Origin of the sequence: Micromonospora mangrovicola, assembly GCF_047200535.1 — a bacterium.
Classification (GTDB): Bacteria; Actinomycetota; Actinomycetes; order Mycobacteriales; family Micromonosporaceae; genus Micromonospora.
Genome location: NZ_JBJZOG010000045.1, coordinates 21,679 through 45,117, shown reverse-complemented (window position 1 = coordinate 45,117; position 23,439 = coordinate 21,679). Strand labels below are relative to the sequence as shown.

Here is a 23,439-nt window from a genome sequence, read left to right as displayed (position 1 = left end):
GTACAAACTGATTTTTGCTATGAGAGATGTCCTGTACCTGGAAGAGCGCGAGCAGGCCGAGACCCTGCTCAAGCCGCAGCGCATCGAGGTGCTGCGGCAGCTCGCCGAGCCGCGCACCTGCACCGAGGTCGCCGCCCGGCTGGACCAGACGCCGCAGCGCGTCTACTACCACGTCAAGCAACTGGTCGCGGCCGGCCTGGTCGAGCAGGTCTCGGCCCGAAAGGTGCGCGGCATCAGCGAGGGCATCTACCAGGCCGCCGCCCGGTCGTACTGGCTCTCGCCCCGGCTGGTCGGTCGGATCGGCGGGGCGCGGCGGGTCCGCGACGAGCTGAGCCTGGGCTACCTGCTCGACCTCATGGAGGAGGTCCAGGCCGACATTGCCGCCCTGGACCGCACCGCCCCCGAGCTGCCCTCGATCGGCGTCTCCGGCGAGATGCGGGTGCCCGCCGAGCGGCGGCAGGAGTTCCTGCACGACCTGCAGACGACGCTGCGGGACCTGTTCACCCGCTACGGCGGTGCGGAGGGCGACGCCTTCAAGCTCGCCGTGGCCTGCTACCCGAAGGGCGACAACCATGAATGACCTGCTGACCCTGCGCGTCCGGCTGGCCGCACCGGCCGAGGCCGTCCGCAGCGCGCTGACCGATCCCACCGCGCTGCGCCGCTGGTTCGCCGAGCACGTCGAGGTCGACCTGCCCCACCGGTACGAGTTCTGGGGCCGCCACACCCCGGAGGGCGACACGCCACACCAGCGGTTGCTGCACGCCGACGACGCGACGATCCGCTTCGCCTGGCTGCTGGACGGCGTGGAGACCACCAGCGAGATACGCCTGGACGCCGAGGGGCCGGACAGCACTGTGCTGACCCTCACCCAGAGCCACTTCAAGATGTCCGAGGCGTTCGACGGCAGCACCATCCGCGGCGTGCTGCACACCTGGTGGGCGCTGTCGCTGGCCAACCTCGCCGCGTACCTGGAGGGCCGGCCGCCGCTGCCGCGCACCGACTTCGCGTCCGCCGAGATGCGCGGGGAGCTGCTGATCGCCGCCCCGGTCGAGCGGGTCTGGCGGTCCCTGATCGACTCTGAGCAGGCCAGCGCCTGGTTCGGCTACCCGATCGGAATCGAGCCCTGGGTCGGCGGCCGGTTCGCCATGGGCGGCCTCGACGCCGACGGTGACGCCGCGAAGATCGTCGACCTGGAGCCGGGCCGGAAGCTCTCCGTCGACTGGGGCCCGAACGGGGTCGGCACCTGGGAGCTGGACGGCTCCGACGGCAGGACCCGGCTCACCTTCGTGCAGAGCGGCTTCGACGAGGGCAACCCCCCGTACGCGGCCTGGAGCGGGACCGTCGCGGGCCTGTCCGAGCTGCGCCGCTACCACGAGATGGCCGACTGGCAGCCGATCTGGCTCTCGGTGGAGTTGCCGGCGAACGCCTGACCTGGCCGGCAATCCGTCCCTGCCGGGGGCGCGTTTTCCGGCAGGGACGGCTTGCCGACGGCTACCAACTTGATGTCGTCAACGACTCACCCGCGTCCGCCCACTCGGCCGTCCCGGCTGATCCGTTTGCGTCATCAAGTTCGTAGCCGCTCGAGAGTTGCCGCAGCACACCGGGTTTCCACAGAAAGGGATCGACGCTGCTAGCGGTTGGGTGGTCTCTAATGGATAGCGGGCTATGGTGTTTGGGTGAATTTGAAGGAGTGGGCGGCATCTCAGGGCGTCGCGTATGTCACCGCGGCGGCGGTACGCGGCTGGGATGTTGCCTGTTCCCACCTACCGGTTGGGTCGGCTCATCATGGTGGGCGAGCCGCTACCTGCGGGCTGGGCTGGCGCTGAGTGAGTGGTGGTGTATGCCCGGGTGTCGTCTGCCGGCCAGTGCACGGACCTGGATCGACAGGTTGCTCGGGTCGTGTTGTGGGCGACCGGACGGGCCTGTCTGTGTCGCAGGTGGTGACCGAGGTGGGGTCCGCGTTGAGCGGGCATCGCAAGAGGTTCCTCGCCCTGCTGCGTGACCCGGCGGTGACCACCATTGTGGTGGAGCGTCGGGACGGGTTCGCCAGCTTCGGCGTCGAGTGCGTTGAGGCGGCTCTGGCCGCGCACGGCCGCCAGCTGCTCATGGTTGATCCGGCAGAGGTGGGCGAGGATCTTGTCCGGGACGTCACGTGATCCTGGCCTCGTTGTGGGCGCGCCTCTACGGTTGCCGGGCCGCTGTGAACGGTGCGCGCCGGGCGGTCGAGGCCGTCACCGCACAGGGCATACCTGCGTGAAGACGATCCGGGCGTACCGGTTCGCGTTGGACCTGACGGCGTCGCAGGAGCGGGCGGTGTTGGCGCACGCGGGCGCGGCCCGGGTGGCGTACAACTGGGCCCTGGCCCGGGTGAAGGCCGTCATGGACCAGCGTGTTGCGGAATGCACTTACGGCACGCCCGATGAGCAGCTGACCCCGACCGTCGGGTGGAGCCTGGCTCAGTTGCGCAAGGCGTGGAACGCGGCGAAGCCGAACGTGGCGCCGTGGTGGGCTGAGTGCTCCAAGGAGGCGTACAACACCGGCCTCGACAACCTGGCGCGCGGGCTGAAGAACTGGTCCGACTCCCGCGCCGGACAACACGCCGGCCGGCGCGTGGGATTCCCCCGGTTCAAGTCCCGCCGTCGCGCCACCCCCAGCGTCCGGTTCACCACCGGCGCGATCCGAGTGGAGCCGGACCGCAAGCATGTGGTGCTGCCCCGGTTGGGCCGGTTGAAGACTCACGAGTCGACCCGCAAGCTCGCCCGCCGCATCGAGGCGGGCACGGCCCGGATCCTGTCGGCCACCGTACGCCGTGACAACGGACGGTGGCATGTCGCTTTCTGCGTGGAAATCGAGCGGACCGAGCGCATGCCGACGCGCCCGCGGGCGGTGGTCGGGGTGGACGTGGGAGTCACCCACCTGGCGGTACTGTCCACCGGTGAGATGGTGCCCAACCCTCGCCACCTCGACGAGGCGGCCCAGCGGATGCGGCGTCTGGCTCGGCAGATGTCCCGACGTGTCGGCCCGGACCGACGTACCGGTCAGCGGCCGTCGAAGCGGTGGGAACGCGCCCGCCAGCAGGTTGCCCAGGCGCATGCGCGGGTGGCGAACCTGCGTCGCGACGACCTGCACAAACTCACCACCCGGCTGGCCAGCACGTACGGCACGATCGTGGTCGAGGACCTGAACGTGGCTGGCATGCTGCGCAACCGGCGTCTGGCCCGGCAGATCGCGGACGCCGGGTTCGGTGAGATCCGTCGACAGGTGACATACAAGGCCGAATGGAACGGCGGCCGGCGGATCGTGGCCGACCGCTGGTATCCCTCCAGCAAAACCTGTTCGGGTTGCGGCGCGGTGAAAGCCAAGCTGCCGCTGCGTGTCCGAACCTACACCTGCAACTCCTGCGGCCTCGTCATCGATCGGGACCTGAACGCCGCACACAACCTCGCCACCCTCGCGCGTGAGGTCACCACCGCCGGGAGTGGCCCGGTGGCAGGACGTGGAGCCGACCGTAAGACCCGCCCCGCCGGGCCGGTGGCCACGAAGCGTCAACCCGGAACCGCCCACGCGGGTAAAACCGGGACCGTCCCACCGCAAGGCGGGACATGCCGATCAGCCGCTCACTAGAGCGAACTGACAGGTAACGGCACAAGGCAGCCTCAGATCCCCCGCGCGACGGTGGAGGCATCACCGGACCGAGGAGGATCCATGACCGGCGTCATCGACCTGACCGCTCCCACCATCGCCGTGCTCGGCGACGCCAGCCGGGTCACCGGGCTCACCCGTCACCTGTCGGCCGCCTGGCGGGTGCTGCGCACCAACGACATCGACTACGTGCAGCCCGGCGAGCTGGTGCTGCTGGTCTGCCCGGACGTGGCGACCGTCGCGCGGGTGCACCGCCGGCTGCCGGCCGGGTCCGCCCTGCTGGTACTCGCGGAGCAGGACGCCCCCGCCGCCGCCATCGCCGACGTGCTCCAGGCCGGTGCGGACGCCTGCGTCCGGGCCGGCTCGACCACCATCCTGGCCAGCCACCTCGTCGCCTGCCAGCGGCGACGCACCCGCCCGCCGACCCCGGCCGCCGACCGCGAGCGGGATCCTGTTCCGGCCGGTGCCCACCGACCCGACGCTGGCTGGGCGGTGACCCGATGACCGACACGATGAGCCGCCCCGCCAGCACCGGCACCGTCGTCGCCGCCCCACCCGACCCGCCCGCCGCCGGCCTCGTCGATCGGCCCGGCTGGCCTCCCGCCGACCTGCCCGCGCCGGGCGCCCCGCCGATTCCCCCGCCGGACGGACCGGCCGCCGGGACCCGCGCCGGGTCGGACCGGTGGCGTCGCCGGCTGGGCGCGGCCGGGGTCACGCTCGTCCTCATGCTGGGCGGCGGCGCCTCCGGCGCGCTGGCCGTGGACCGGCTGGTCGGCGACGGGACGGCCGCGGCGGCGGTGCGGGTCACGCCGGCCGGCGCGATTGACACCCTTTCCGGCGTGGTCGGCACCGTGTCACCGAGCATCGTCACGGTCACCGCGGCCGGGAACACCGGCACCAGCCTCGGCTCGGGTGTGATCCTCGACCGGAACGGGCTGATCCTGACCAACGCCCACGTGATCGAGTCGGGCGGCCGGCTGAGCGTGCAGCTCGCCGACGGGCGCACCGCCCCGGCCACCCTGGTCGGCCGGGACACCGGCGCGGACATCGCGCTGCTGCGGGCCGACGGTCTCTCCGGGCTGACCCCGGCCACCCTCGGCACCGACTCGACGCTGCGGGTGGGCGACACGGTGCTGGCCTTCGGTAGCCCGCTCGGCCTGGCGGGGACGGTCACCTCGGGCATCGTCTCCGCGCTGGACCGCTCGGTCGACGGGATGACCGGCCTGGTCCAGACCGACGCGGCGATCAACCACGGCAACTCCGGCGGCGCGCTGGTCGACACCGCCGGGCGGGTGGTCGGCATCAACGTGGCCATCGCCACCGCCGGCCAGGACGACGGCAGCATCGGCCTCGGCTTCGCCATCCCGATCGACACCGTCCGCACCGTGGTTGACCACCTCACCGACCAGGCCGCGAACTGACCGGCCCGCCCGCCGGGTCGCCCGCGATGTCAGCTCCCCAAGGGTCAGCCGGACAGCTCGGCGGCCCGCCGGAGCAGGGCACGCCGCTCCGGCTCGGAGCGGACCGCCTCGGCCGCCGCCCGGAACAACGCCGCGCCGCGTACCCGGTCGCCGAGACGGGCGGTCAGCTCGGCCTCCGCGGCCAGCGCGGGCGGGTAGCCGTCCAGTGCCCCGCCGGCGCTGGCCTCCGCGAGCAGGTCCAGCCCCGGCGCGGGACCGTACGCGTAGCCGTGGGCCACCGCCCGGTTGAGCCGGACCACCGGGGTGGGCCGCAGCCGCACCAGTTCGTCGTAGCAGCGGGCGATCGCCGGCCAGTCGGTGTCGGCGGCGGTCGGGGCGATGGCGTGACCGGCGGCGATCCGGGCCTGGAGGGCGTACGGGCCGTGGCCGGCCCGGTCCAGCAGGGCGACGCCCTCGGCGATCGCGTCCCGGTCCCAGCGGGAGCGGTCCTGCTCGTCGAGGGTGAGCAGGTTGCCGTCGGTGTCCCGGCGGGCGGCCCGGCGGGAGTGGTGCAGCAGGAAGAGGGCGAGCAGCCCGGCCGCCTCCGGCTGCGCCGGCATGAGCGTGTGCAGCAGCCGGGCCAGCCGGACCGCCTCGGTGGCGAACGCGGGCTCGCCGTCGGCGTCGTACCCCCGGGTGAAGAGCAGGTAGAGCACGGCCAGGACGCCCGGCAGGCGCTCGACCAGCGCGGGCCCGGTCGGCACCCGGTACGGGACACCGGCGGCGGCGATCCTCGTCTTGGCCCGGGTGAGCCGGCGGGTCATCGTCGACTCGCTGACCAGGAAGGCGCGGGCGATGTGGGCGGTGGGCACCCCGGCCACGGTGCGCAGGGTCAGCGCCACCCGGGCCTCCAGGGCCAGCGCCGGGTGGCAGCAGGTGAAGATGAGCCGTAACCGGTCGTCCACCACGTCCCCTCCCGTCGGCGTCGGTTCCGGATCGGTGAGCAGGGCCAGCTCGCGCAGCTTGCGGCGTTCCACGGCGGCCCGGCGCAGCACGTCCACGGCCCGGTTCCGGGCGGCGGTCATCAGCCAGCCGCCCGGATTCGCCGGTACGCCGTCGCGGGGCCACCGTTCCAGGGCGGCCGCGAGGGCCTCCTGGGCGCAGTCCTCGGCCAGGGTCCAGTCGCCGGTGGCGCGGATCAGGGCGGCCACGATCCGCGGGTACGCCTCGGCGCCCGCCTCGGCGACCGCCCCGGCCGCGTCGGTCATCCGGTCAGCCCTCCACCAGGGGGCGCAGTTCGAGCCGTCCCCCGTACGCCATCGGGTGGGCGCGGGCCACCTCGATCGCCTCGTCCAGGTCGGCGCACTCGAGCAGGTCGAAGCCCACGATCACCTCCTTGGTCTCGGCGAACGGGCCGTCGCTGAGCAGCAGTTCGCCGTCGCGCACCCGGACGGTGGTGGCTGCCGACGGCGGTGCGAACACGCTGCCCGTCAGCCGCTGCCCGTTGGCGTCCCGCTCGGCCACCCACTTCTCAATGTCGGGTGCGGCGTCGGGGTTCCGGTCCGGCTCGGTGTCGGTGCAGACGAACATCATGTACTTCATCGGTTCACTCCCTCGGTCGTACTTCCATTCAGCGTGACGAACGGGGGTCGCGCATCCGGACAGCCGGGGGCGAGGAAATTCGCGGGTGTGTTTCGCGCCCCGGCTGGGTACTGGCCGGCGATGTTCTTCATCTTCGGGCTCCGGACCAAGGTAGTCCGGTCCGGCGTCGTCACCGAGGTCTGTCGCAACTGCGGCAACCAGGCGGCCCAGGTCGTCACCCGGCGGGCCACCAGGTTCACCCTCTTCTTCGTGCCGCTGATCCCGGTGCGCACCCGCTGGACGAAGCAGTGCACCTTCTGCGGCGCCCAGTACGACATCTCCCGCGCCGAGGCCGAGCGCCTCCCGGTCGGCTGACCATGGCCCGCTTCCTCTGCTGGCTGATCGGCCGCCAGCCGGTCACCCCGCCACCCGCGCCGGTGCACACCGTCTCCCGCCCGCCGTGCACGCCCGGCCGCCGGCACCGCCGCCGCAGCCGGCCGTCGGCGGGGGCGCTGTCTCCCCGCTCGCCCTGGAACCGCTCCGCCGACCGCTGACCGACGTGTGATCTTCGACCCGTCACCGGACCCGTCCCCATCTGCCGGAACTACGCTGGGGCCGCCGTCCAAACGGGGAGAATCGTGCGCAATCATCCGGCCGTCGTGCTGGTGGCCGTCCTGCTGTCCACCGTCGCGCTGCCGGTCTCGCTGACCGGCGCGTCCGTCGCCCTGCCGGACATCGGCCGGGACCTGCACGCCGACCTGGCCGGCGTGCAGTGGGTGGTGAACGGCTACAACGCCACCTTCGCCAGCTTCATGCTCGCCACCGGCGCCCTCGCCGATCTCCTCGGCCGCCGCCGGGTCTTCGCCGTCGGCGTCGCCGTCTTCGCCGCCGGTGGGCTGCTCGCCACGGTCGCCGGGAACGTGCTGCTGCTCGACCTGGCCCGGGCGCTCGCCGGGATCGGGGCGGCCGCGGCGGCGACCAGTGCCTCCGCCCTGCTCGCCGGGGCGTTCCACGGCCGCGCCCGGGCCCGCGCCTTCAGTCTCTTCGGTACGGCGATCGGTGTCGGCCTGGCCTTCGGCCCGTCGATCGCCGGGCTGCTCATCGAGGGCCTCGGGTGGCGGGCCGTAATGGCCGCCCCGGCGCTGGCCGCCTGCGTGGTGCTCGGGCTGGTGCCGCTGCTGCCGGAGTCCCGCCAGCCGCACCCGGGACGGGTCGACTGGCCGGGCACCCTGTCCTTCACCGCCGCGCTGCTGCTGCTCATCTTCGGCTTCGTGCAGGGCCCCGCGTACGGATGGACCGCGCCGGCCATCCTCGCCGCGTTCGTCGCCGCGCTGGTCCTGCTGGTGCTCTTCGTCCGGGTGGAACGCCGCCGCGCCGACCCGATGTTCGACCTGGCCTTGCTGGCGAGCCCCCGGTTCCTCGGCATCTGCCTGGCGGCGGCCACCATCGTGGCGGTGCTGGTGCCGCTGCTGGTCTATCTCCCGTCGTACCTGACCACCGTGGTCGGGCTCAGCCCCGGCGCGGCCGGTGCCACGCTGATCCTGCTCACCGCCCCGACGCTGGTGCTGCCGCTGCTCAGCGGGGCGCTGACCCGGCTGGTCCCGGCCACCGCGGTCACCGTCGTCTCGGTGCTGCTGGTCGCGGCCGGCGCGGCCTGGGCGACCGTGCTCGGGCCGCGGGTGGGCACCGGCACGCTGGCCGGGCCGCTGCTGACCATCGGGATCGGCGTGGGTCTGTCCATCGGCCTGCTCGACGCGATCGCGATCGGCAGCGTCGCCCCGTCCCGCGCCGCCACCGGCGCCGGGATGATCAACACGGCGCGGCTGACCAGCGAGACGGTCGCCATCGCCGTGGTCGGGGCGGTGCTGGCCAGCACCACCGCCGGGCACCTGGCAGACCCGGGCTTCACCGGCGGGCTGCGTACGGTGCTGCGGTCGATGGCCGGGCTCGCCCTGGCCGCGGCGGTGACCGTCGCCGTGCTGGTGCGCCGCTCCCCGGTCCGCACCGAGCCGGAGTCGATCGCCGTCGGTTGACCGTCGACCCGGGCCGGACCGGCGGCCACCGCCTATCCTGGCGGATCATGACGGACACCGCGCAGCGCTTGGCCGAGATCCGGGGCGGCCTGCCGCCCCGGCGGCACAATGCCCGAACCATCGCCGCCCTGACCGGCAACCCGGGCTGCACCCGCCGGGCGGTGCTGGACAGTGCCGGGGTGGACAAGCCGAAGCTGGCCGAGCGGGTCGGCTTCCCGGCCCGGTTCGGCCAGTCCCGCTTCGCCATCACCCGGGGCAACGCGTTCGAGGCGCGGGTCAAGGCCGACGGCGGGGTGGAGCTGCTGCGGCTGGTCGCGCGGCGGCTGGGCGTGCCGCTGCCGGCGGCGGCGAGCTGGACGGACCTGGGTGGTGACGAGGACCGGCCGGAACGGTCCCGGGCGGCCCTCACCGCGCCGGGGGACGGGGCGGCGCTCTACGACCACCCGCTGCTCGGCCTGGACGTGGCCGGCCGGCGGGTGTACCTGGAACCGGACCTGGTGGCCGCCCGGCTGGGTGGCCGGTTCCACGTCGTGGAGATCAAGTCTTTCCCGGTGATCGACGGTCAGGCCGATCCGGCCAAGGTGTCCGCCGCCGCCATCCAGTCCGCCGTCTACGTGCTGGCGCTGCGTGAGCTGCTCACCGCCGAGGGACGCGACCCGGACCTCGTCTCGCCCGAGGTGGTGCTGGTCTGCCCGCGCGACTTCACCAACCAGCCGGTCGCCAGCCTGCTCGACGTCCGGCGGCAGCTGCTGGTGCTGCGCCGCCAACTCGACCGGATAGCCCGGATCGACGACCTGCTCGCCGCCGTGCCCGCCGGCTTCACCGTCGACCCGACGGCCGAGCCCGCGACGCTGCGGACGGCGTTGTCCACGGTGCCGGCCCGCTACGCGCCGGACTGCCTGGCCGCCTGCGAGCTGGCGTACTTCTGCCGGCACGAGGCGCGCGGCCACACCGCCGGGCTGGGCCGGCCGGTGCGGGAGGCGCTGGGCGGCGTCGCCGGGATAGACGAGGTGCTGGCCCTCGCGACGGGCGAGCGCGCCCCGGACCCGGAGCAGGTGGAGGCCGCCGCGTTGCTGCGCGCCGCCGCCCGCCTGCGCGCCGACGCCCTGGCCGGAGATCCCGCATGAGTACGCTGCGCGCCCTGGCCAAGGCGCAGGCGATCGCCGCCGGGGCGGCCCAGCCGGTGGCCACCGTCCGCCACCTGCACCTGTCCGGCCGCCCGCTGGTGCTGGTGCCGCTGGCCATGGCCGGTGAGGCGAACGCCCCGCTCGCCGCCCTGGTCGGAGCGGCTCCGGACGAGGCACGGCTGCTGGTCGTGCCGCAGCCGCGCAACCGGGACCAGCGGTTCGCCTTCGCCGCCGAGCTGGCCGGGATCGTGCTGCCGTACCTGGAGGAGTTCCGCGGGGCCAGCGAGGCGGTGCCGGTGGACCGGGGCAAGGACGTGCGCCACCGGTACGTGGACGCCCCGCAGCTGCTGGTGCCCAACCCGGCCGGCATCACCTTCCTGCGGCTGCTCGGCCGCTCCACCCGCTTCCGCCGGCCGGACGGCGAGTACCCGGTGCCCCCGTCGGTGCCGCTGCTCGGCCGCTGGCTGACCTTCTTCGCCGAGCGTGCCGAGCATCCCGGCTCGGCGGCCCTGGTCGCGCTGACCGAGGCGTTGACGCTGCACTGGGCGACCGGGCAGAGCGCGGTGGAGGACCTGCACCTGCCGGCGCTGCTCGGCTGGATCGACCCGCCGCCGGGCATGACCGGGGCGGAGGCTGCCGCCCGGGCGGAGGATCCGGAACGCTGCCCGCCCGCCGGACCGGCCACCGACCCGGACTTCGACAACCACCGGCTCGCCCCGGCCATGGCCCGGTACGCCGACGCGGAAGCGGACCCGGTGGCCCGCGCCGAGGCGTACGCGGAGCTGGCGGGGCTGCTGCGCGACCAGCTCACGCCGACCTGGGAGCTGATGTGGCGCGGTCTGGGGTTGCTGCGTGGCCTGCCGCCCGGGGCGCGGGTGGCCGGCCGCTGGGCCGGCGACCGGGACGCCTTCACCGGGTACGCCGAGCACGTCGACGCGGGTGGCGGGCCGCAGCCGCGCCGGGACGGGGCGGTGACCGCGGCGGTGCGGCTGCACCGGCTGGAGCGGGCCCTCGCCTCGTACGCGGTCCAGCGTGCCTACGACGACCCGCTGGCCATGGCGGAGCACCGGCTGACCGGCGAGGCGTTCGTCGGCGACGTGACCCTGGCGGACCCGAAGCGGGTGGACGACACCGGTAAGCGTCCGGTGCTGCGCCCCCGCATCCAGGTAGTCACCACCGAGCCGGTGCTGGTGCCGGTGGGGGCGACGGTGTACTCGCCAGCCCGGCCGAGCCAGAAGGCGAAGGTGGTCTTCGTGACGCCCGGGACGGACGGCAAGACCGAGGTGGTGCTGGAGCTGTCCGGCGGGATGGGGCGCGGGTTGACCGCATCGCCGGGCAGCGTGCCCGAGGTGGGGGAGCGGCTCTGCCTGACCACGCTGGCGGACGCGTTCCTGCCGGGCGGCAACTTCCCCGCGCTGGAGGAGACCCCGTGGACGCACGGCGGCCCGCCGGCCGCGAACGACGCAGCGGAAGTGCCGGAGGGTCAAGAGCCCATCTAAGGCCGCAGCTCATCGGTCAGGGTCAGATTCCGGACGCGGGCCTTGCCTGATAGGAGCCGGAAAACCATCCTGATTCACAACGGCTCGCGTCGGAGGCGGACATGGACGGGCTCAACGTCTATCTGGCGCTCGGCATCGTTTTCCTCTTGGCAGCCGTGCTAGGCGAGATCGAGGCGCTCGGGATCAAGATTCCGCCGTTGAAAAGTCGGCCGGTCAGAGCGATGCTTGCCGTTCTGGGCGCAGCGTTCGTCGTTGCTGCCTTCGTCGCGCCGCTGCCAGGCACCGCCGCGACGGAGCGCAAGGAGCGGCGGGCGGCGTACCAGCGGCAGGTTCTCGCCGCATGCGACTCGATCTCGGCCACCCGTGCCACCGGCAACAACGCGCTCCGGCTGGACAATCAGGGCAGGATGCAGCGGAACCAGCTGGTCACGCTGCTGGGGCAGCAGATGGCTCAACAGGAGGAAACCATGCGCCAGCTCTGGTCGCGGGAGGCGCCCACGGATCTGCGTACCGAGCGCGACGAGGCGAAGGCGGCATGGGAGGCGAGCATGGCGCATGCCCGGCAGTACCTCGGTGAAGTGCGCAAGTTGCCCGACGACCTGACCCAGGAGCAGTTGGATCGGGTGACGGCAGAGTTCACGGTCGAGGGTGGCTACGAAGAGTGGGCCCGGTTCCGCAGCGCAATGTCAAGCCTGGCCGGCGAAACCTGCAAGCTGCCCGCCTGACAGTGATCGCCGGCTCGCCACTTTCAGGCGAGGGCGGCCACCGCCTCCCGGGCCTCGTCCGCCGTCGGCCGCTGCGGGTCCGCCGCGAGCAGGCTCTCCAGGGCCATCCGGTACGCGGTGTCCCGCGCCTCGCCCGCCGGCGCCGCGACGTCGGGGGCGACCCCGCAGCCCTCCCAGTTGGTGCCGGTGACCGCGTGCACCGGTCGGGCCACCGGCACGGTCAGCTCCAGGTGCGGGTGGGCCCGGAAGCCGGTCCGGGGATGGGCGCCGCCCCGGGTCCGCTCACCGACCAGCGTCGCCCGGCCGAGCTGCTGGAGGTCGTACGCCAGTTCCTCGCCGCCGGAGAAGGTGTCGGGGCCGGTCAGCACGTATACCGGCTTGTCCCGGTCGTAGCGGGGGACCGGCAGGTGGGCGGCGCTCCAGAACTGCCGGCCGGCGCCGGCCCGGTTGTACATGGTGTGCAGGTGGACCGGTTCGGCGAAGAACCAGCCACAGATGAGGGCGACCATGTCGGGGCTGCCGCCGCGGTTGCCGCGCAGGTCGAGCAGGAGCGCGTCGGTGCCGGCGAGCAGGCCGAGCGCCGCGGTGACCGCCGCGCCGCCGAGTTGGGGCGGCGCGAGGAAGGGCCGTAGGTCCAGCAGCCCGACGTTGCCGGCGAGTCGTTCCACCCGGGCCACGCCGCCCATCTGTCGGGCGGTCAGCGCGGCCCAGGCGTCCTCGTCCGGGTCCTGGTCGCGTTCGGGCAGCGCGGTGACGTGGTGCTTGAGGCGCAGGTGCAGGTCCTGGTTGACCGACTGGAGGTCCTCGGTGACCAGGTCGCCGAGCGCCGGCGGCCCGGCGACGTCGGCGTACCGGCCGGCGCGCAGGCGATCGCCCAGGTGCGCGGCGATCCGCTCGGCGACGTCGGGGAAGACGTAGTGCTCGGCGACCAGCTTCGCGGACCGCTCGACGACCTCGGTGATCTCGTCCTGGCGCATCTCGTGTCCCCGCTTCCACAGTGTTGGGTGCGGATCAGTAGAGCAGCCGGTTGACAAAGCGTCAAGAGAATTGGACGCTTTCTGTCGTGCCCGACGAGATCCCCGACGCGCTCCAGGTCCGCACCCCGGCCCACTTCAAGGCGCTCGCCCACCCGTTCCGTCACCGGCTGCTCTTCGCGCTCGGCGCCGGGCCCGCCACCATCAGCCAGCTCGCCGCCGGGCTGGGCGCGGCGAAGGGCACGGTCGCCCACCACCTCAAGGTGCTCACCGACGCCGGCATGGTCCGGCTCGCGCACACCCGGCAGGTCCGCGGCGGCACCGAGCAGTACCACGAACGTTCCTTCCTCCGGCTGATCGGCGGCGAGGGCGACGCCGAGGCCACCGCCGCGCTGCTGGGCGCGGTCGCGCAGGAGTTGTCCGGCGACCCCGACCCGCTGCTGCACCTGCGCCACCTGCGGCTCACCCCCGAGCAGGCGCGACGGCTCCGGGCCACCCTGGAGGAGCTCGTCGGCGACGCCGAGGAGGCCGGTCCGGAGCAGCCACGCCACGGCGTCCTGGTCGCCCTCTACCGACGAGAGCAGCCGCGCTCCACGACCAAGTGACGCCCGCCGATCGGATGTGGCGGTGGTAACCGGGGCTGGCTAGGCTAGCGCCGTTCGCCGTCCGCAACCGGTCCTCATCGCCGAGGGTGCACGTCTGAGAGAGAGCCGGAGCGACCTTGTGCCCCAGCAGGACGTGGACCCGGCCATGACGGCGCGGGCCCGCTCCCCGCTCGCCGGCCGCGTCGGGCTCGTCGCGGCCGCGTTCGTCGTGCTCGGCGAAGCCGGCTGGCTGCTCGCGGACCTGCCCGAGGCGGCCCTGGTCAGCGACCTCGGCGCGGTGGCCGTGTCGAGCTGGGCGACGGTCGCCTGCACCCGGGCGGCCCGCCGGCACCCGGTGCCGCTGCGCCGGTTCTGGGCGCTGCTGGCCGTCACCATGGCGCTCGCCGCGCTCGGCCGCACCGTGTGGACGGTCGAACGGCTGGGCGGGCATCCGCTGCCGCACACCCCGCTGGTCGGCGGGCTCTTCACCGCCGGCATCGTCACCGGCACCGCCGCGCTGCTCTGCTCCCTGGCCGCCCCGCGCAGCATGATCGGACAGGTGCGCACCGTGCTCGACGGGGTGATCGTCGCGCTGGCGCTCATCCCGATCGGCTGGGTGGTGGCGTTCCGCGAGGTCGCCGCCGCCGACCTCGCCGACCCGTTGCGCACCTTCGGGCTGCTCTACCCGATGTTCGACCTGATGCAGCTCACCATCCTGGTGGCGATCTCCGGGCCGTCGCGTCCGATGTGGCGGGCGCTCACCCTGATCGGAGCCAGCCTCGCCATCCGGGCCACCGCCGACACGGCCTACGTCTCCCTCGTCGCGCACGGCAGCTACGCCGCCGGCCACCCGATCGACGTCTGCTGGCCGCTGAGCTACCTGTTGATGGGCGCCGCCACCAGCCACCCACCGCCGGCCGGCTGCGACGGCGAGGAGGAGATCAGCGACTCGCCGCCGCCGCCGTGGTGGCGGGTGGCCCTGCCGTACCTGCCGGTCGGCGGGGCCATCGTCGCGGTGGTGCTCTCCCGACGGCCCACCGGGCAGACCCCGCACCTGATCTTCATCGGCATGATGGCCCTGCTCGGGGCCCTCGCGGTGCGACAGGGGCTGGCCGCCAACGAGAACCTGCGGCTGGTCGGCCGGCTGCGCCGGCTGGCCTATTCCGACCAGCTCACCGGGCTGCCCAACCGGCTCACGTTCACCCGGCGGCTGCGCCGGGCGCTGCGCGACGGCGGCCCGGTCGCCGTGCTGCTGCTCGACCTCGACGGATTCAAGCAGGTCAACGACCGCTTCGGGCACGCCGCGGGGGACCGCCTGCTGACCGCCATCGCGGAGCGGATGCGGGACGCCGTCGGCGCCGACGGGATGATCGCCCGGCTTGGCGGCGACGAGTTCGCGGTGCTGGTCGACCGGGGCCGGACGGTGCCGCCCGAGCGGCTCGCCGCGCGGCTGCTCGCCGCCCTGGAACCGCTGCCCGGCGAGGAGGACCTCGGTGTGCACCCGTCCGCCAGCATCGGCATCGCCGAGTACGGCCCGCAGCACACCTCCCACACCGACCTGCTCCGCGACGCCGACATCGCCATGTACGCGGCGAAGGCGGCGGGCAAGTCCGCGTACCGGACCTGCACGCCGGAGCTGCGCGAATCGGCGGTGAGCCGGGCCGAGCTGATCGCCGACCTGCGCCGCGCGGTCGACGAGGGACAGCTGCTGGTGGAGTTCCAGCCCATCGTCGACCTGGCCACCGGCGCGGTACGCAGCGCCGAGGCCCTGGTCCGCTGGCGGCACCCCCGGCTCGGGGTGCTCCCCCCGGCGAGGTTCCTGCCGCTGGCCGAGGAGACCGGGCTGATCCTGACGGTCGACCGGTGGGTGCTGCGGCAGGCGTGCCGGGCCGCGGCGGCCTGGCGGCAGCACGCCCCCGAGGTGACCGTGGCGGTCAACATCGCCGCCGCCCACCTGCGCCGGCCCGACCTGATCGCCACGGTCACGGGGGCGGTCGGGGCGGCCGGCCTGCCGCCCCGCGCGCTCACCCTCGAACTCACCGAGTCGGCGCTGATCGAGGGGAGCGAGGCGGTGCTGGACCGGTTGGCCCAGCTCCGCGAACTCGGCGTACGAATCGCCATCGACGACTTCGGCACCGGCTACTCCTCGCTGAGCTACCTGCACCGCATTCCGGCCACCGAGCTGAAGATCGACCGGTCCTTCGTGGCCCGGCTGGACGTCGAGGACAGTCGGGCGTACGCCACGGTGGAGATGGTCAACCGGCTGGCCGGCGCGTTCGACCTGGTGGTGGTGGCCGAGGGGGTGGAGACCGGCTCCCAGCACGCCGCGGTGGCGGCGATCGGCTGCGTGCACGGCCAGGGCTGGCGGTACGGCCGGCCGGCCGCTCTGCCCGACCTGCTCGCCACGCTCACCCCGGTCGACGCGGCCCGCTGACCGGCCCGTAGTGAGGAGGGCCTAAGGTCCCGGCCGGTACGGGGGGTTCGGCCCTGCTGCAGCGGGCGGTGGTGTCGCGAAGATGGATCCGTCAACAGGTAGCCGCCACCATCCATACAGGAGCTCGACATGAAGCGACGGACACTGGATCTGCTGTTCAGCATCGGCGGGCTGGGCCTCGCGGTCCTGCTGCTGGTCGTGGGCATCGTCCTCACGAGCAATGCCAACTTCGCCAACGACTACGTGCACGACCAGCTCGCCGCGCAGCACATCACCTTCAAGCCGGCCAGCACGCTGACCGACGAGGAGAAGAAGTCGGACTGCCTGCGCGAGTACGCCGGCCAGCCGCTCACCACCGGCAAGCAGGCCGAGTGCTACGCCAACGAGTTCATCGGCCTGCACCTCAAGTCGATCGGCGGCGGCAAGACCTTCTCCGACCTGGGCGAGCCGCAGGCGGCGCTCCGGGAGCAGGTGGCCCAGGCCGAGCAGGCCAAGGCTGCCAACCTGGCCGACCTGCAGAAGCAGCTCGGTGACGTCACCGCCCAGCGGGAGACTGTGTTCAAGGGTGAGACGCTGCGCGGCCTGCTGCTCACCTCGTACGGCTTCAGCGAGTTCGGCCACAAGGCCGAGCAGGGCGCGCTGGCCATGTACCTCGGCGCGGCGCTGCTCCTGCTGCTCTCGATCGCCGGTCTGTGGCACGCCTTCCGGACCCCGGCCAGTGAGGCGTTCGCCGCCCCGGAGAAGACCAAGGAGCCTGTCAACGCCTGAACCCCGGTCCCGCACCTGGCCGCCCCCGGTCTCCTCCCACCCCCTCGGGAGGCCGGGGGCGGTCGCTGTTCCGGTCCCGGCCCGGCGGGGCGGGGCGGCGGCAGAATCGGGCTTGACCCTCACGCAGCGGGAGGCGGGAGCCTTGGTCGCGGAAGGGAGGGAACCATGGCGTACACGGTGGGTCAGGTGGCCCGGGCGGCCCGGGTGACCGTACGGACGTTGCACCACTACGACGAGATCGGGCTGCTGTCGCCGAACGGGCGCAGCCCGGCCGGCTACCGCCGCTACGACGATGCCGACCTGGAGCGGTTGCAGCTCATCCGCGCCTACCGGGAGCTGGGGTTCCCGTTGGAGGAGATCGCCGAGATCCTCGACGACCCGGGTGGGGATCCGCTGCCGCATCTGCGGCGGCAGCACGAGCTGCTGACCGGGCGGATCGGGAAGCTGCGGGAGATGGTCGCGGCGATCGAGTTCGCGATGGAGGCGAGAAAGTTGAACATTCAGCTCACGCCGGAGGAGCGTTTCGAGGTGTTCGGGGACTTCGACCCGGACGCGCACGCCGAGGAGGCGGAGCGCCGCTGGGGCGGCACCGAGGCGTACCGGCAGTCGACCGAGCGGGCCGCCCGGTACTCGAAGGAGGACTGGCTGCGCAACAAGTCCGAGAACGAGGACTGGGGGCGGCGGATCACCGCGCTCATGGAGTCGGGCGCCCCGGCGGACGGCCCGGAGGCGATGGACCTCGCGGAGGAGCACCGGCAGCTCATCAGCCGCTGGTTCTACGACTGCTCGTACGAGATGCACACCGGGCTGGCCGACATGTACCTGGCCGACCCGCGGTTCACCGCGTACTACGAGAAGATCCGGCCGGGGCTGGCCGCGTACCTGAACGAGGCGATCCACGCCAACGCGATCAGCCGGGCCTGACCCGACCCGCCTGGCAGGATGGCCCGGACGGCTCAGCCACGGGAGGTCACGTGATCATCGTCGCCGGCACCCTGTACGTCGATTCCGCCGAGCGGGACGCCTACCTGGCCTCCTGCGTGGAGACCGTCAAGGCGGCCCGCTCGGCGCCGGGCTGCGTCGACTTCGCGGTCAGCGCGGACCTGGTCGAGCCGGGCCGGATCAACGTGTACGAGCGGTGGGACACCGACGAGCAGTTGCTGGCCTTCCGCGGCTCCGGCCCGGACCAGGAGCAGGTGGCGGCGATCCGCGGCGCGGAGGTACACAGGTTCCGCATCTCCGGCGTCGAGGCGCCCTGATCTGCTACGGGAGGCGGCCGTGTGGCGGCGGCATCGCCAGGTGCACCTCCGCGCGCACGGCCGGGACGTGCGCTGGCGGGTGGGCGACGACGGCGCTTCCGCGGCGCACCAGCCCGGCGAGGAAGAGGGTTCGAAGCGCCTACGAACTTGATGATGCAGACGAGTCACTGGCGGGACCGATGGGCCCGGCGGGGACCGGTGGGAAGCCGAGCAGGTCGCCGTCCCCGGCCTGAGTCGTCCACGTCATCAAGTTCGTAGGCGTTCTGGAGAGTGAGGCGGCCCGGCCAGGATCGCGTCGGCGGCACAGCCGGGCCCTCCGCGCCCCGCTACAAGACCAGGTCGAGCAGCAGGACACCGGCGAAGCCGACCACCGAGATGATCGTCTCCATCACCGACCAGCTCTTGATGGTCTGCCCGACGGTCAGCCCGAAGTACTCCTTGACCAGCCAGAAGCCGGCGTCGTTGACGTGCGAGAAGAACAGCGACCCGCAGCCGATGGCCAGCGCCAGCAGCGCCACCTCCGGCCCCTGGAGGGTGGCGGCGAGGGGTGCGACGATGCCGGCGGCGGTGATGGTGGCGACCGTGGCCGAGCCGGTGGCGACCCGGATGCCGACGGCGACCAGCCAGCCGAGCAGCAGCGGGGAGACGTTCGCGCCCTCGGCGGCGTCCGCGACCAGGCCGCCCACCCCGGCGTCGACCAGGACCTGCTTGAAGCCGCCGCCGGCCGCCACGATCAGCAGGATGCCGGCGATGGCGGGCAGCGACCCGCCGAGGAAACCGGAGACCTGGGTACGGCTGAACCCGGTCCGGTAGCCCAGGAAGATCATCGCGAAGATGACGCCGGCGAGCAGGGCGACGATCGGAGTGCCGATGATGTCCAGCGTCTTGCGGCCGGCGGTGTCCTCGGCGAGGGTCAGCTCGCCGATGGCGCGCAGCAGCATCAGCACCACGGGAAGCAGCACGGTGACCACGGCCGCCCAGAGCGCGGGCGCCCGGCGGGGGCGCTGTCCCTCCTCGATCGGCTCGCCGGGGCGGCCGGCGCCCGGGTTGATCAGGTCGTCCTCGGTGACCAGGTCGCCGTCGGCGTCGAGCCGGCCGCCGCCCGGTGTGGTGGGCCGTCCGGGATCGGCGACGGCGAGGGGACGGCGGGTGGGCAGCAGCGCCTCCGGTGCCGTGGCCGGTACGTAGCGGGCGATGAAGTTGCCGAAGACGGGACCGGCGACGATCACCGTGGGGATGGCGACGAGGAGGCCGAGGGCGAGGGTCTGGCCGAGGTTGGCGCCGAGGGCGTCGATCGCGACCAGCGGGCCGGGGTGCGGCGGGACCAGGCCGTGCAGCACGGAGAGGCCGGCCAGCGCGGGGATGCCGATCTTCATCAGTGGTACGTCGACCCGGCGGGACACCAGCAGCACGATCGGCACCAGCAGCACGACGCCGACCTCGAAGAAGAGCGGCAGCCCGATCAGCGCCGCGACCCCGGCCATCGCCCAGGGCAGGCCGGCGCCGGACACCCGGGCGACCACCCGTGCCACGATGCTGTCCGCGCCACCGGACTCGGCGAGCAGGCCACCGATCATCGCGCCGAGGGCGATGAGCAGGCCGACACCGCCGACGGTGGAGCCGACCCCGGCGCTGAACGAGGTGACGATCTTGTCGGGCGCGACGCCGGCGACCACGCCGAGCACGGCCGCGCCGAGGATGAGCGCCAGGAACGGGTGCACCTTGCCCCAGGCGATGAGCAGCACGACCGCGGCGATGCCGAGCAGGGCGGCGACGACCAGTTGGGTGTGCCCGGCGTCGGTGAGCGGTTGCGCCGGTGCGGCGAGCAGTGTGACCACGACTATCACGACCTTTGATTAGTCAGTCGTCCGTGCCCAAGGACGGGCGATCACTGTGGTGGGGCGGTGGGCGGTGGTTCCGGCGGCAGGCTGGGCGCGAGCCGTCGCAGCGACGCGAACGTTGGTACGAGCGCGTCGTACAGCTCCGAGAAGAGCGGCAGCAGGGCCGCGTAGGTGGCGGCCGCGGCCGCGTCGGGGCGGACCGTCTCGTCGATCTTCACCAGGTCGGCGGCGACGTCGATCGACTCGATCAGGCCGAGCGCCTGCATGCCGAGCAGCGCCGCCCCGAAACTGGAGCCCTCGTGTCCGGCGGGGAAGCGCACCGGCATGCCGAGCGCGTCGGCGAGGATCTGCCGCCACAGCGCGCTGCGGGCGAAGCCGCCGCTGGCCCGGACCTCGCGTACCTCGTTGCCGGCCGCCTTCACCGAGGCGAGGACCAGCGCGAGCTGCTGGCAGACCCCCTCCAGCGCGGCCCGGACGAGGTGTTCCCGCCGGTGCCCGTGGGTCAGCCCCACGTACGCGCCGCGCGGCAGCGCGCTCCAGTGCGGGGCCCGCTCGCTGAGCAGGTACGGCAGCATGATCAGCCCGCCGGAGCCGACGGGCGCGCGGGCGGCCAGGTCGAGCAACTCCTCCTCGGCGTTCTCGCCGAGTTCGGGGGCGAGCGCCTCGCCGGCCCACTGCAGCACGATGCCGCCGTTGTTGATCGCGCCGCCGACCACCCAGCGCTGTTCGGTGAGGGCGTAGCAGAAGACGCCGCCGAGCGGGTCGACGCCGGGGCGTTCCACCATCACCCGCATCGCGCCGCTGGTGCCGATGGAGCAGGCCACCTCGCCGGGGTGCACCGCGCCGAGCCCCAGGTTGGCCAGCGGCCCGTCGCCGGCGCCGACCACGAGCGGGGTGTCGGCGGGCAGGCTGGTGGCCCGGGCCGCCTCGGCGGTCAGCCCGGGCAGCACATGGGTGGTCGGAACGAGTTGCGGCAGCCGCTGCTCGGTGATGCCGGCGATGCGCAGCGCCTCCGCGTCCCAGACGAGCCGGCGGATGTCCATCAGCCCGGTGGCCGAGGCCACCGAGTGGTCGGTGACCAGCGCGCCGGTCAGCCGCAGCAGCACGTAGTCCTTGATGCTCACCCAGTGCGCGACCCGTTCGTGCAGCTTGGGATCCTGCTCGGCGTACCAGACCAGCTTGGACAGCGGGGCCATCGGGTGCACCGGGGTGCCGGTGCGCCGGTGCAGGGCCAGCCCGGACGGTACGGCGCGCAGCCGTTCGGCCTGCGCGCTGGCCCGGGAGTCGGCCCAGGTCAGCGAGGGGGTGAGCGGGGTGCCGGCGGCGTCCAGCCCGATCAGGCTGTGCATGGCGGTGCTGAAGGAGAGCCCGGCGACCGGTTCGTGGAGCTGTTCCACCACCGCCCGGACCGAGCCGACCACCGCGTCGAAGATCTGTCCCGGGTCCTGTTGGGCGTACCCGGGTTGCGGTTCGTCGAGGGGGTAGCCGATCGAGTGCACGGCGAGTTGCCGGCCGCCGGTGTCGTACGCGACCGCCTTGGTGCTGGTGGTGCCGATGTCCACCCCCACCACGACGGCCGTTCCGCTCACCGGTTCACCTCCTCGTGAGGGCCGCGGTGCCCCGTGCGGCTGACGTTACCGACGCTCCGATGCGCGTGTACGGCGAAGCGGACGCAGGCGGCGGCCGCCCGGTGCGGTGGATTCGACGCGGTGGATTCCGCCTATCGTGCGAGTCAATCAGCCGATCGGTCAGATTGGTGACTTTCGCGTGTCTTGCTGCCCTTACCGACCAGTTGATGGGAATGACACCCCGATTGGTGGGCTCGCGCGGCGGAGGAGTCGGCGTGGCGAAGACTGATTCGACGGGTTCCACTTGGCGCTACCGGTGGGCGCACCGGCAGAACGAGCGGCGGCAGCGGTCCTTCCGCGCGGCCGACGAGGCGTGGCGGCGACGCGACGAGGAGCTGCGCCGGCTGCGTACCCTCGCCGGGTCCTTCCACGGCTCGGCCGACGCGGGCGCCGGCCTACCGATGGAGCTGTCCCCCGGTGAGGTGGTCTTCTGGACCCTGCCCGCCGCGCAACTGGTCGAGGTGCGCCACACCGCCGTGCTGCCCGCCCCCGAACTGCTCGTCGACCCCGACCCGCCGGTGGTGCGCCCGCGCCGCCCCGAGGGGGTCAAGGTGACCGACGCCGGGCTCGCCGTGCTCACCAACCGGCGGCTGGTCCTGCTCGGCGGACGGGGCCGCCGCGACTGGGCGTACGGACGGATGACCGGGCTGTCCCACGACCCGGGCGCGCCGGTGACGCTGATCCAGGTCCTCGACCGGCGGCGGACCTCCGGGCTGCTGCTGCCCACCGGCGCGGTCGCCGACTTCCGGTTCAAGCTGACCCTTGCCTTCGCCGACGCGATCGAACAGCGGGCGGCGGTCGTCGCCCAGCTCGACGAGCTGATCGAGGAGCACACCGCCGCCCGTCCGGTCCGCCCGGCGATCGTCACCCCGGCCCAGGCGCACCTGTCGGCGCTGGTTCCGGGCGGCCGGCGGACCGTCGCCGCCGGCGCGGCCCTCGCGCTGATCGTGCCGGCGATGCTCTTCGAGTCCGACCCGCCGGTACGGCCCGGCTCGGAGGTCGCCTCCGCCGCCACCCCGGCGGCCACCGCCACGCCCACGGCCCCGCCGCTCGCCCCGGTCGTGCCGGTCGAGCAGACCACCGGCCCCAAGCCCCACCGCAGCCGTTCCGCCCCGACGGCCTCCCCGTCGCGCGACGCCGCACCGCAACCGGTCGCCGAGCGGCGCTGCGGCGCCCCGGCCAATCCCTACGGGTACGACTTCTGCGGCGGCTCCCGCATCCGCGAGCCGGCCGAGGGGGTCTGCGACTGGTTCGACTGCGTACCCGGGTTCTGGTCCGGGCGCGGCTGGCTGGTGCAGTGCCGCGACGGCACGGTCAGCCTGACCGGCGGACAGCGCGACTCCTGTGCCGGGCACCGGGGTTTCCGCCGTACGGTGTGGACCTGACGCTCAGCCGAGGTCCGGCACGGTCAGTGAGCCGTCCTCGGCGAGCGGGAAGCCCGGATTCCAGGCGATCTCCCACAGGTGACCGTCCGGGTCGGTGAAGCAGCCCGCGTACCCGCCGTAGAAGGTGTCCCGGGCCGGCCGGGTGACCGTCGCCCCGGCCTCGGCCGCGCGGCCCAGGATCGCGTCCACCTCCGCGCGGCTGCGCACGTTCTGCGCCAGGCTCATTCCGCCGAAACCGCCGTCGCCCCGGTCGGCGAGGCCGGCGTCGTCGGCCAGTTTGTCCCGCCCCCACAGCACCAGGGCCAGCCCGCCGGCCTGGAAGAAGACGGTCTCCTCGACCTCCTGGCCCCGCCAGCCGAGGCGCTCGTAGAAGGTGCGGGACCGGGCCAGGTCGGCCACGCCGAGGGTGATCAGGCTGACACGCTGCTCCATGCCCGCCGACCGTACCGGTCGCGAGCTGGTTCGACGCCCCCTCCACCGATCGGTCACCCGGATCGAGCCGAAACCCGTCGATGCCCGGGCGTGTCCTTCCCGGACACGCCGGGTTGTACCGCATGGA

22 protein-coding genes and 1 pseudogene are annotated in these 23,439 nt (G+C 73.4%); 17 read left to right on the top strand and 6 right to left on the bottom strand.

All coding sequences use genetic code 11. From position 1 onward, the window contains the following. Positions 1-19 precede the first annotated feature (19 nt). From ACL02O_RS19115 to ACL02O_RS19090, 6 genes and pseudogenes are all read left to right on the top strand, one after another. On the top strand, positions 20-580 hold the full coding sequence (locus ACL02O_RS19115; protein WP_412819455.1) for a helix-turn-helix domain-containing protein: 561 nt from the start codon (positions 20-22) through the stop codon (positions 578-580). After that, on the top strand, positions 573-1,430 hold the full coding sequence (locus ACL02O_RS19110; protein ID WP_412819454.1) for an SRPBCC domain-containing protein: 858 nt from the start codon (positions 573-575) through the stop codon (positions 1,428-1,430). Before ACL02O_RS19115 ends, ACL02O_RS19110 begins: the two co-directional genes overlap by 8 nt. Before the next feature lie 246 nt (positions 1,431-1,676). After that, positions 1,677-2,257 (top strand): annotated as a pseudogene (locus tag ACL02O_RS19105) (IS607 family transposase). Then, complete coding sequence (gene tnpB, locus ACL02O_RS19100; protein ID WP_412819453.1) at positions 2,254-3,624, top strand: IS607 family element RNA-guided endonuclease TnpB; 1,371 nt, start codon at positions 2,254-2,256, stop codon at positions 3,622-3,624. The pseudogene ACL02O_RS19105 and the gene tnpB overlap by 4 nt, the downstream one beginning before the upstream one ends. 81 nt (positions 3,625-3,705) lie before the next feature. Then, the gene (locus ACL02O_RS19095; RefSeq protein WP_412819452.1) at positions 3,706-4,146 is read left to right on the top strand and encodes a hypothetical protein; all 441 of its coding nucleotides are present in this window, start codon (positions 3,706-3,708) and stop codon (positions 4,144-4,146) included. Continuing rightward, positions 4,143-5,063 (top strand): S1C family serine protease, encoded by a 921-nt coding sequence (locus ACL02O_RS19090; RefSeq protein ID WP_412819451.1) that lies wholly within the window; start codon positions 4,143-4,145, stop codon positions 5,061-5,063. Before ACL02O_RS19095 ends, ACL02O_RS19090 begins: the two co-directional genes overlap by 4 nt. 44 nt (positions 5,064-5,107) lie before the next feature. Here ACL02O_RS19090 and ACL02O_RS19085 read toward each other — a convergent pair whose 3' ends face one another. Both ACL02O_RS19085 and ACL02O_RS19080 read right to left on the bottom strand, forming a co-directional pair. Next, a complete protein-coding gene (locus ACL02O_RS19085; RefSeq protein ID WP_412819450.1) occupies positions 5,108-6,310 on the bottom strand; it encodes an RNA polymerase sigma factor in 1,203 nt (400 codons plus the stop codon). Between the two features lie 4 nt (positions 6,311-6,314). Continuing rightward, a complete protein-coding gene (locus tag ACL02O_RS19080; protein ID WP_412819449.1) occupies positions 6,315-6,644 on the bottom strand; it encodes a YciI family protein in 330 nt (109 codons plus the stop codon). A 120-nt stretch (positions 6,645-6,764) separates the two neighbouring features. Here ACL02O_RS19080 and ACL02O_RS19075 point away from each other — a divergent pair, with 120 nt between their 5' ends. From ACL02O_RS19075 to ACL02O_RS19055, 5 genes are all read left to right on the top strand, one after another. Continuing rightward, complete coding sequence (locus tag ACL02O_RS19075; protein ID WP_412819448.1) at positions 6,765-6,998, top strand: zinc-ribbon domain-containing protein; 234 nt, start codon at positions 6,765-6,767, stop codon at positions 6,996-6,998. A gap of 263 nt (positions 6,999-7,261) precedes the next feature. Next, positions 7,262-8,656 (top strand): MFS transporter, encoded by a 1,395-nt coding sequence (locus ACL02O_RS19070; protein WP_412819447.1) that lies wholly within the window; start codon positions 7,262-7,264, stop codon positions 8,654-8,656. Positions 8,657-8,703: 47 nt separating this feature from the next. Then, positions 8,704-9,783 (top strand): hypothetical protein, encoded by a 1,080-nt coding sequence (locus ACL02O_RS19065; protein ID WP_412819446.1) that lies wholly within the window; start codon positions 8,704-8,706, stop codon positions 9,781-9,783. Next, positions 9,780-11,282 carry a hypothetical protein gene (locus ACL02O_RS19060; RefSeq protein ID WP_412819445.1) on the top strand — a complete coding sequence of 501 codons (1,503 nt, stop codon included), beginning with the start codon at positions 9,780-9,782 and terminating at the stop codon, positions 11,280-11,282. The genes ACL02O_RS19065 and ACL02O_RS19060 overlap by 4 nt, the downstream gene beginning before the upstream one ends. Before the next feature lie 101 nt (positions 11,283-11,383). Continuing rightward, entirely contained in the window at positions 11,384-12,007 is a 624-nt protein-coding gene (locus ACL02O_RS19055) for a hypothetical protein (RefSeq protein WP_412819444.1), read from the top strand. A 23-nt stretch (positions 12,008-12,030) separates the two neighbouring features. On the opposite strand, the gene ACL02O_RS19050 is transcribed toward ACL02O_RS19055, so the two are convergent. After that, positions 12,031-12,984, bottom strand: a complete 954-nt coding sequence (locus ACL02O_RS19050; protein WP_412819443.1) for a S41 family peptidase — start codon at positions 12,982-12,984, stop codon at positions 12,031-12,033. Positions 12,985-13,070: 86 nt separating this feature from the next. On the opposite strand from ACL02O_RS19050, the gene ACL02O_RS19045 reads away from it, so the two are divergent. The 5 genes from ACL02O_RS19045 to ACL02O_RS19025 all read left to right on the top strand — a co-directional run bounded on the left by ACL02O_RS19045 (position 13,071) and on the right by ACL02O_RS19025 (position 18,026). Continuing rightward, positions 13,071-13,586: an ArsR/SmtB family transcription factor gene (locus tag ACL02O_RS19045; RefSeq protein WP_412819442.1), complete on the top strand. Its 516-nt coding sequence runs from the start codon at positions 13,071-13,073 to the stop codon at positions 13,584-13,586. Positions 13,587-13,704: 118 nt separating this feature from the next. Then, entirely contained in the window at positions 13,705-15,999 is a 2,295-nt protein-coding gene (locus ACL02O_RS19040; RefSeq protein ID WP_412819441.1) for a putative bifunctional diguanylate cyclase/phosphodiesterase, read from the top strand. Positions 16,000-16,128: 129 nt separating this feature from the next. Beyond that, complete coding sequence (locus ACL02O_RS19035; protein ID WP_412819440.1) at positions 16,129-16,767, top strand: hypothetical protein; 639 nt, start codon at positions 16,129-16,131, stop codon at positions 16,765-16,767. Between the two features lie 165 nt (positions 16,768-16,932). Then, positions 16,933-17,691: a MerR family transcriptional regulator gene (locus ACL02O_RS19030; RefSeq protein ID WP_412819439.1), complete on the top strand. Its 759-nt coding sequence runs from the start codon at positions 16,933-16,935 to the stop codon at positions 17,689-17,691. Positions 17,692-17,741: 50 nt separating this feature from the next. Beyond that, positions 17,742-18,026 carry a putative quinol monooxygenase gene (locus ACL02O_RS19025; RefSeq protein WP_412819438.1) on the top strand — a complete coding sequence of 95 codons (285 nt, stop codon included), beginning with the start codon at positions 17,742-17,744 and terminating at the stop codon, positions 18,024-18,026. Between the two features lie 326 nt (positions 18,027-18,352). Here ACL02O_RS19025 and ACL02O_RS19020 read toward each other — a convergent pair whose 3' ends face one another. Both ACL02O_RS19020 and ACL02O_RS19015 read right to left on the bottom strand, forming a co-directional pair. Further along, positions 18,353-19,864 (bottom strand): GntT/GntP/DsdX family permease, encoded by a 1,512-nt coding sequence (locus ACL02O_RS19020; RefSeq protein WP_412819437.1) that lies wholly within the window; start codon positions 19,862-19,864, stop codon positions 18,353-18,355. A gap of 50 nt (positions 19,865-19,914) precedes the next feature. Beyond that, a complete protein-coding gene (locus tag ACL02O_RS19015; RefSeq protein WP_412819436.1) occupies positions 19,915-21,456 on the bottom strand; it encodes a gluconokinase in 1,542 nt (513 codons plus the stop codon). Positions 21,457-21,710: 254 nt separating this feature from the next. On the opposite strand from ACL02O_RS19015, the gene ACL02O_RS19010 reads away from it, so the two are divergent. Further along, positions 21,711-22,880, top strand: coding sequence for a hypothetical protein (locus ACL02O_RS19010; RefSeq protein WP_412819435.1), 1,170 nt, complete (start codon positions 21,711-21,713; stop codon positions 22,878-22,880). Between the two features lie 3 nt (positions 22,881-22,883). Here the strand turns inward: ACL02O_RS19010 and ACL02O_RS19005 are convergent, their stop codons facing one another. Next, positions 22,884-23,312 (bottom strand): VOC family protein, encoded by a 429-nt coding sequence (locus ACL02O_RS19005; RefSeq protein ID WP_412819434.1) that lies wholly within the window; start codon positions 23,310-23,312, stop codon positions 22,884-22,886. Between the last annotated feature and the right edge of the window lie 127 nt (positions 23,313-23,439).

What these genes read in the sequence shown, in the direction of transcription:
- ACL02O_RS19035 (WP_412819440.1), top strand. Translation starts at nt 16,129, where the DNA reads ATGAAGCGACGGACACTGGATCTGCTGTTCAGCATCGGCGGGCTGGGC.
- ACL02O_RS19065 (WP_412819446.1), top strand. Translation starts at nt 8,704, where the DNA reads ATGACGGACACCGCGCAGCGCTTGGCCGAGATCCGGGGCGGCCTGCCG.
- ACL02O_RS19080 (WP_412819449.1), bottom strand. Translation starts at nt 6,644, where the DNA reads ATGAAGTACATGATGTTCGTCTGCACCGACACCGAGCCGGACCGGAAC.
- ACL02O_RS19095 (WP_412819452.1), top strand. Translation starts at nt 3,706, where the DNA reads ATGACCGGCGTCATCGACCTGACCGCTCCCACCATCGCCGTGCTCGGC.
- ACL02O_RS19090 (WP_412819451.1), top strand. Translation starts at nt 4,143, where the DNA reads ATGACCGACACGATGAGCCGCCCCGCCAGCACCGGCACCGTCGTCGCC.
- ACL02O_RS19115 (WP_412819455.1), top strand. Translation starts at nt 20, where the DNA reads ATGAGAGATGTCCTGTACCTGGAAGAGCGCGAGCAGGCCGAGACCCTG.
- ACL02O_RS19030 (WP_412819439.1), top strand. Translation starts at nt 16,933, where the DNA reads ATGGCGTACACGGTGGGTCAGGTGGCCCGGGCGGCCCGGGTGACCGTA.
- ACL02O_RS19055 (WP_412819444.1), top strand. Translation starts at nt 11,384, where the DNA reads ATGGACGGGCTCAACGTCTATCTGGCGCTCGGCATCGTTTTCCTCTTG.
- ACL02O_RS19110 (WP_412819454.1), top strand. Translation starts at nt 573, where the DNA reads ATGAATGACCTGCTGACCCTGCGCGTCCGGCTGGCCGCACCGGCCGAG.
- ACL02O_RS19050 (WP_412819443.1), bottom strand. Translation starts at nt 12,984, where the DNA reads ATGCGCCAGGACGAGATCACCGAGGTCGTCGAGCGGTCCGCGAAGCTG.
- ACL02O_RS19085 (WP_412819450.1), bottom strand. Translation starts at nt 6,310, where the DNA reads ATGACCGACGCGGCCGGGGCGGTCGCCGAGGCGGGCGCCGAGGCGTAC.
- ACL02O_RS19075 (WP_412819448.1), top strand. Translation starts at nt 6,765, where the DNA reads ATGTTCTTCATCTTCGGGCTCCGGACCAAGGTAGTCCGGTCCGGCGTC.
- ACL02O_RS19060 (WP_412819445.1), top strand. Translation starts at nt 9,780, where the DNA reads ATGAGTACGCTGCGCGCCCTGGCCAAGGCGCAGGCGATCGCCGCCGGG.
- ACL02O_RS19005 (WP_412819434.1), bottom strand. Translation starts at nt 23,312, where the DNA reads ATGGAGCAGCGTGTCAGCCTGATCACCCTCGGCGTGGCCGACCTGGCC.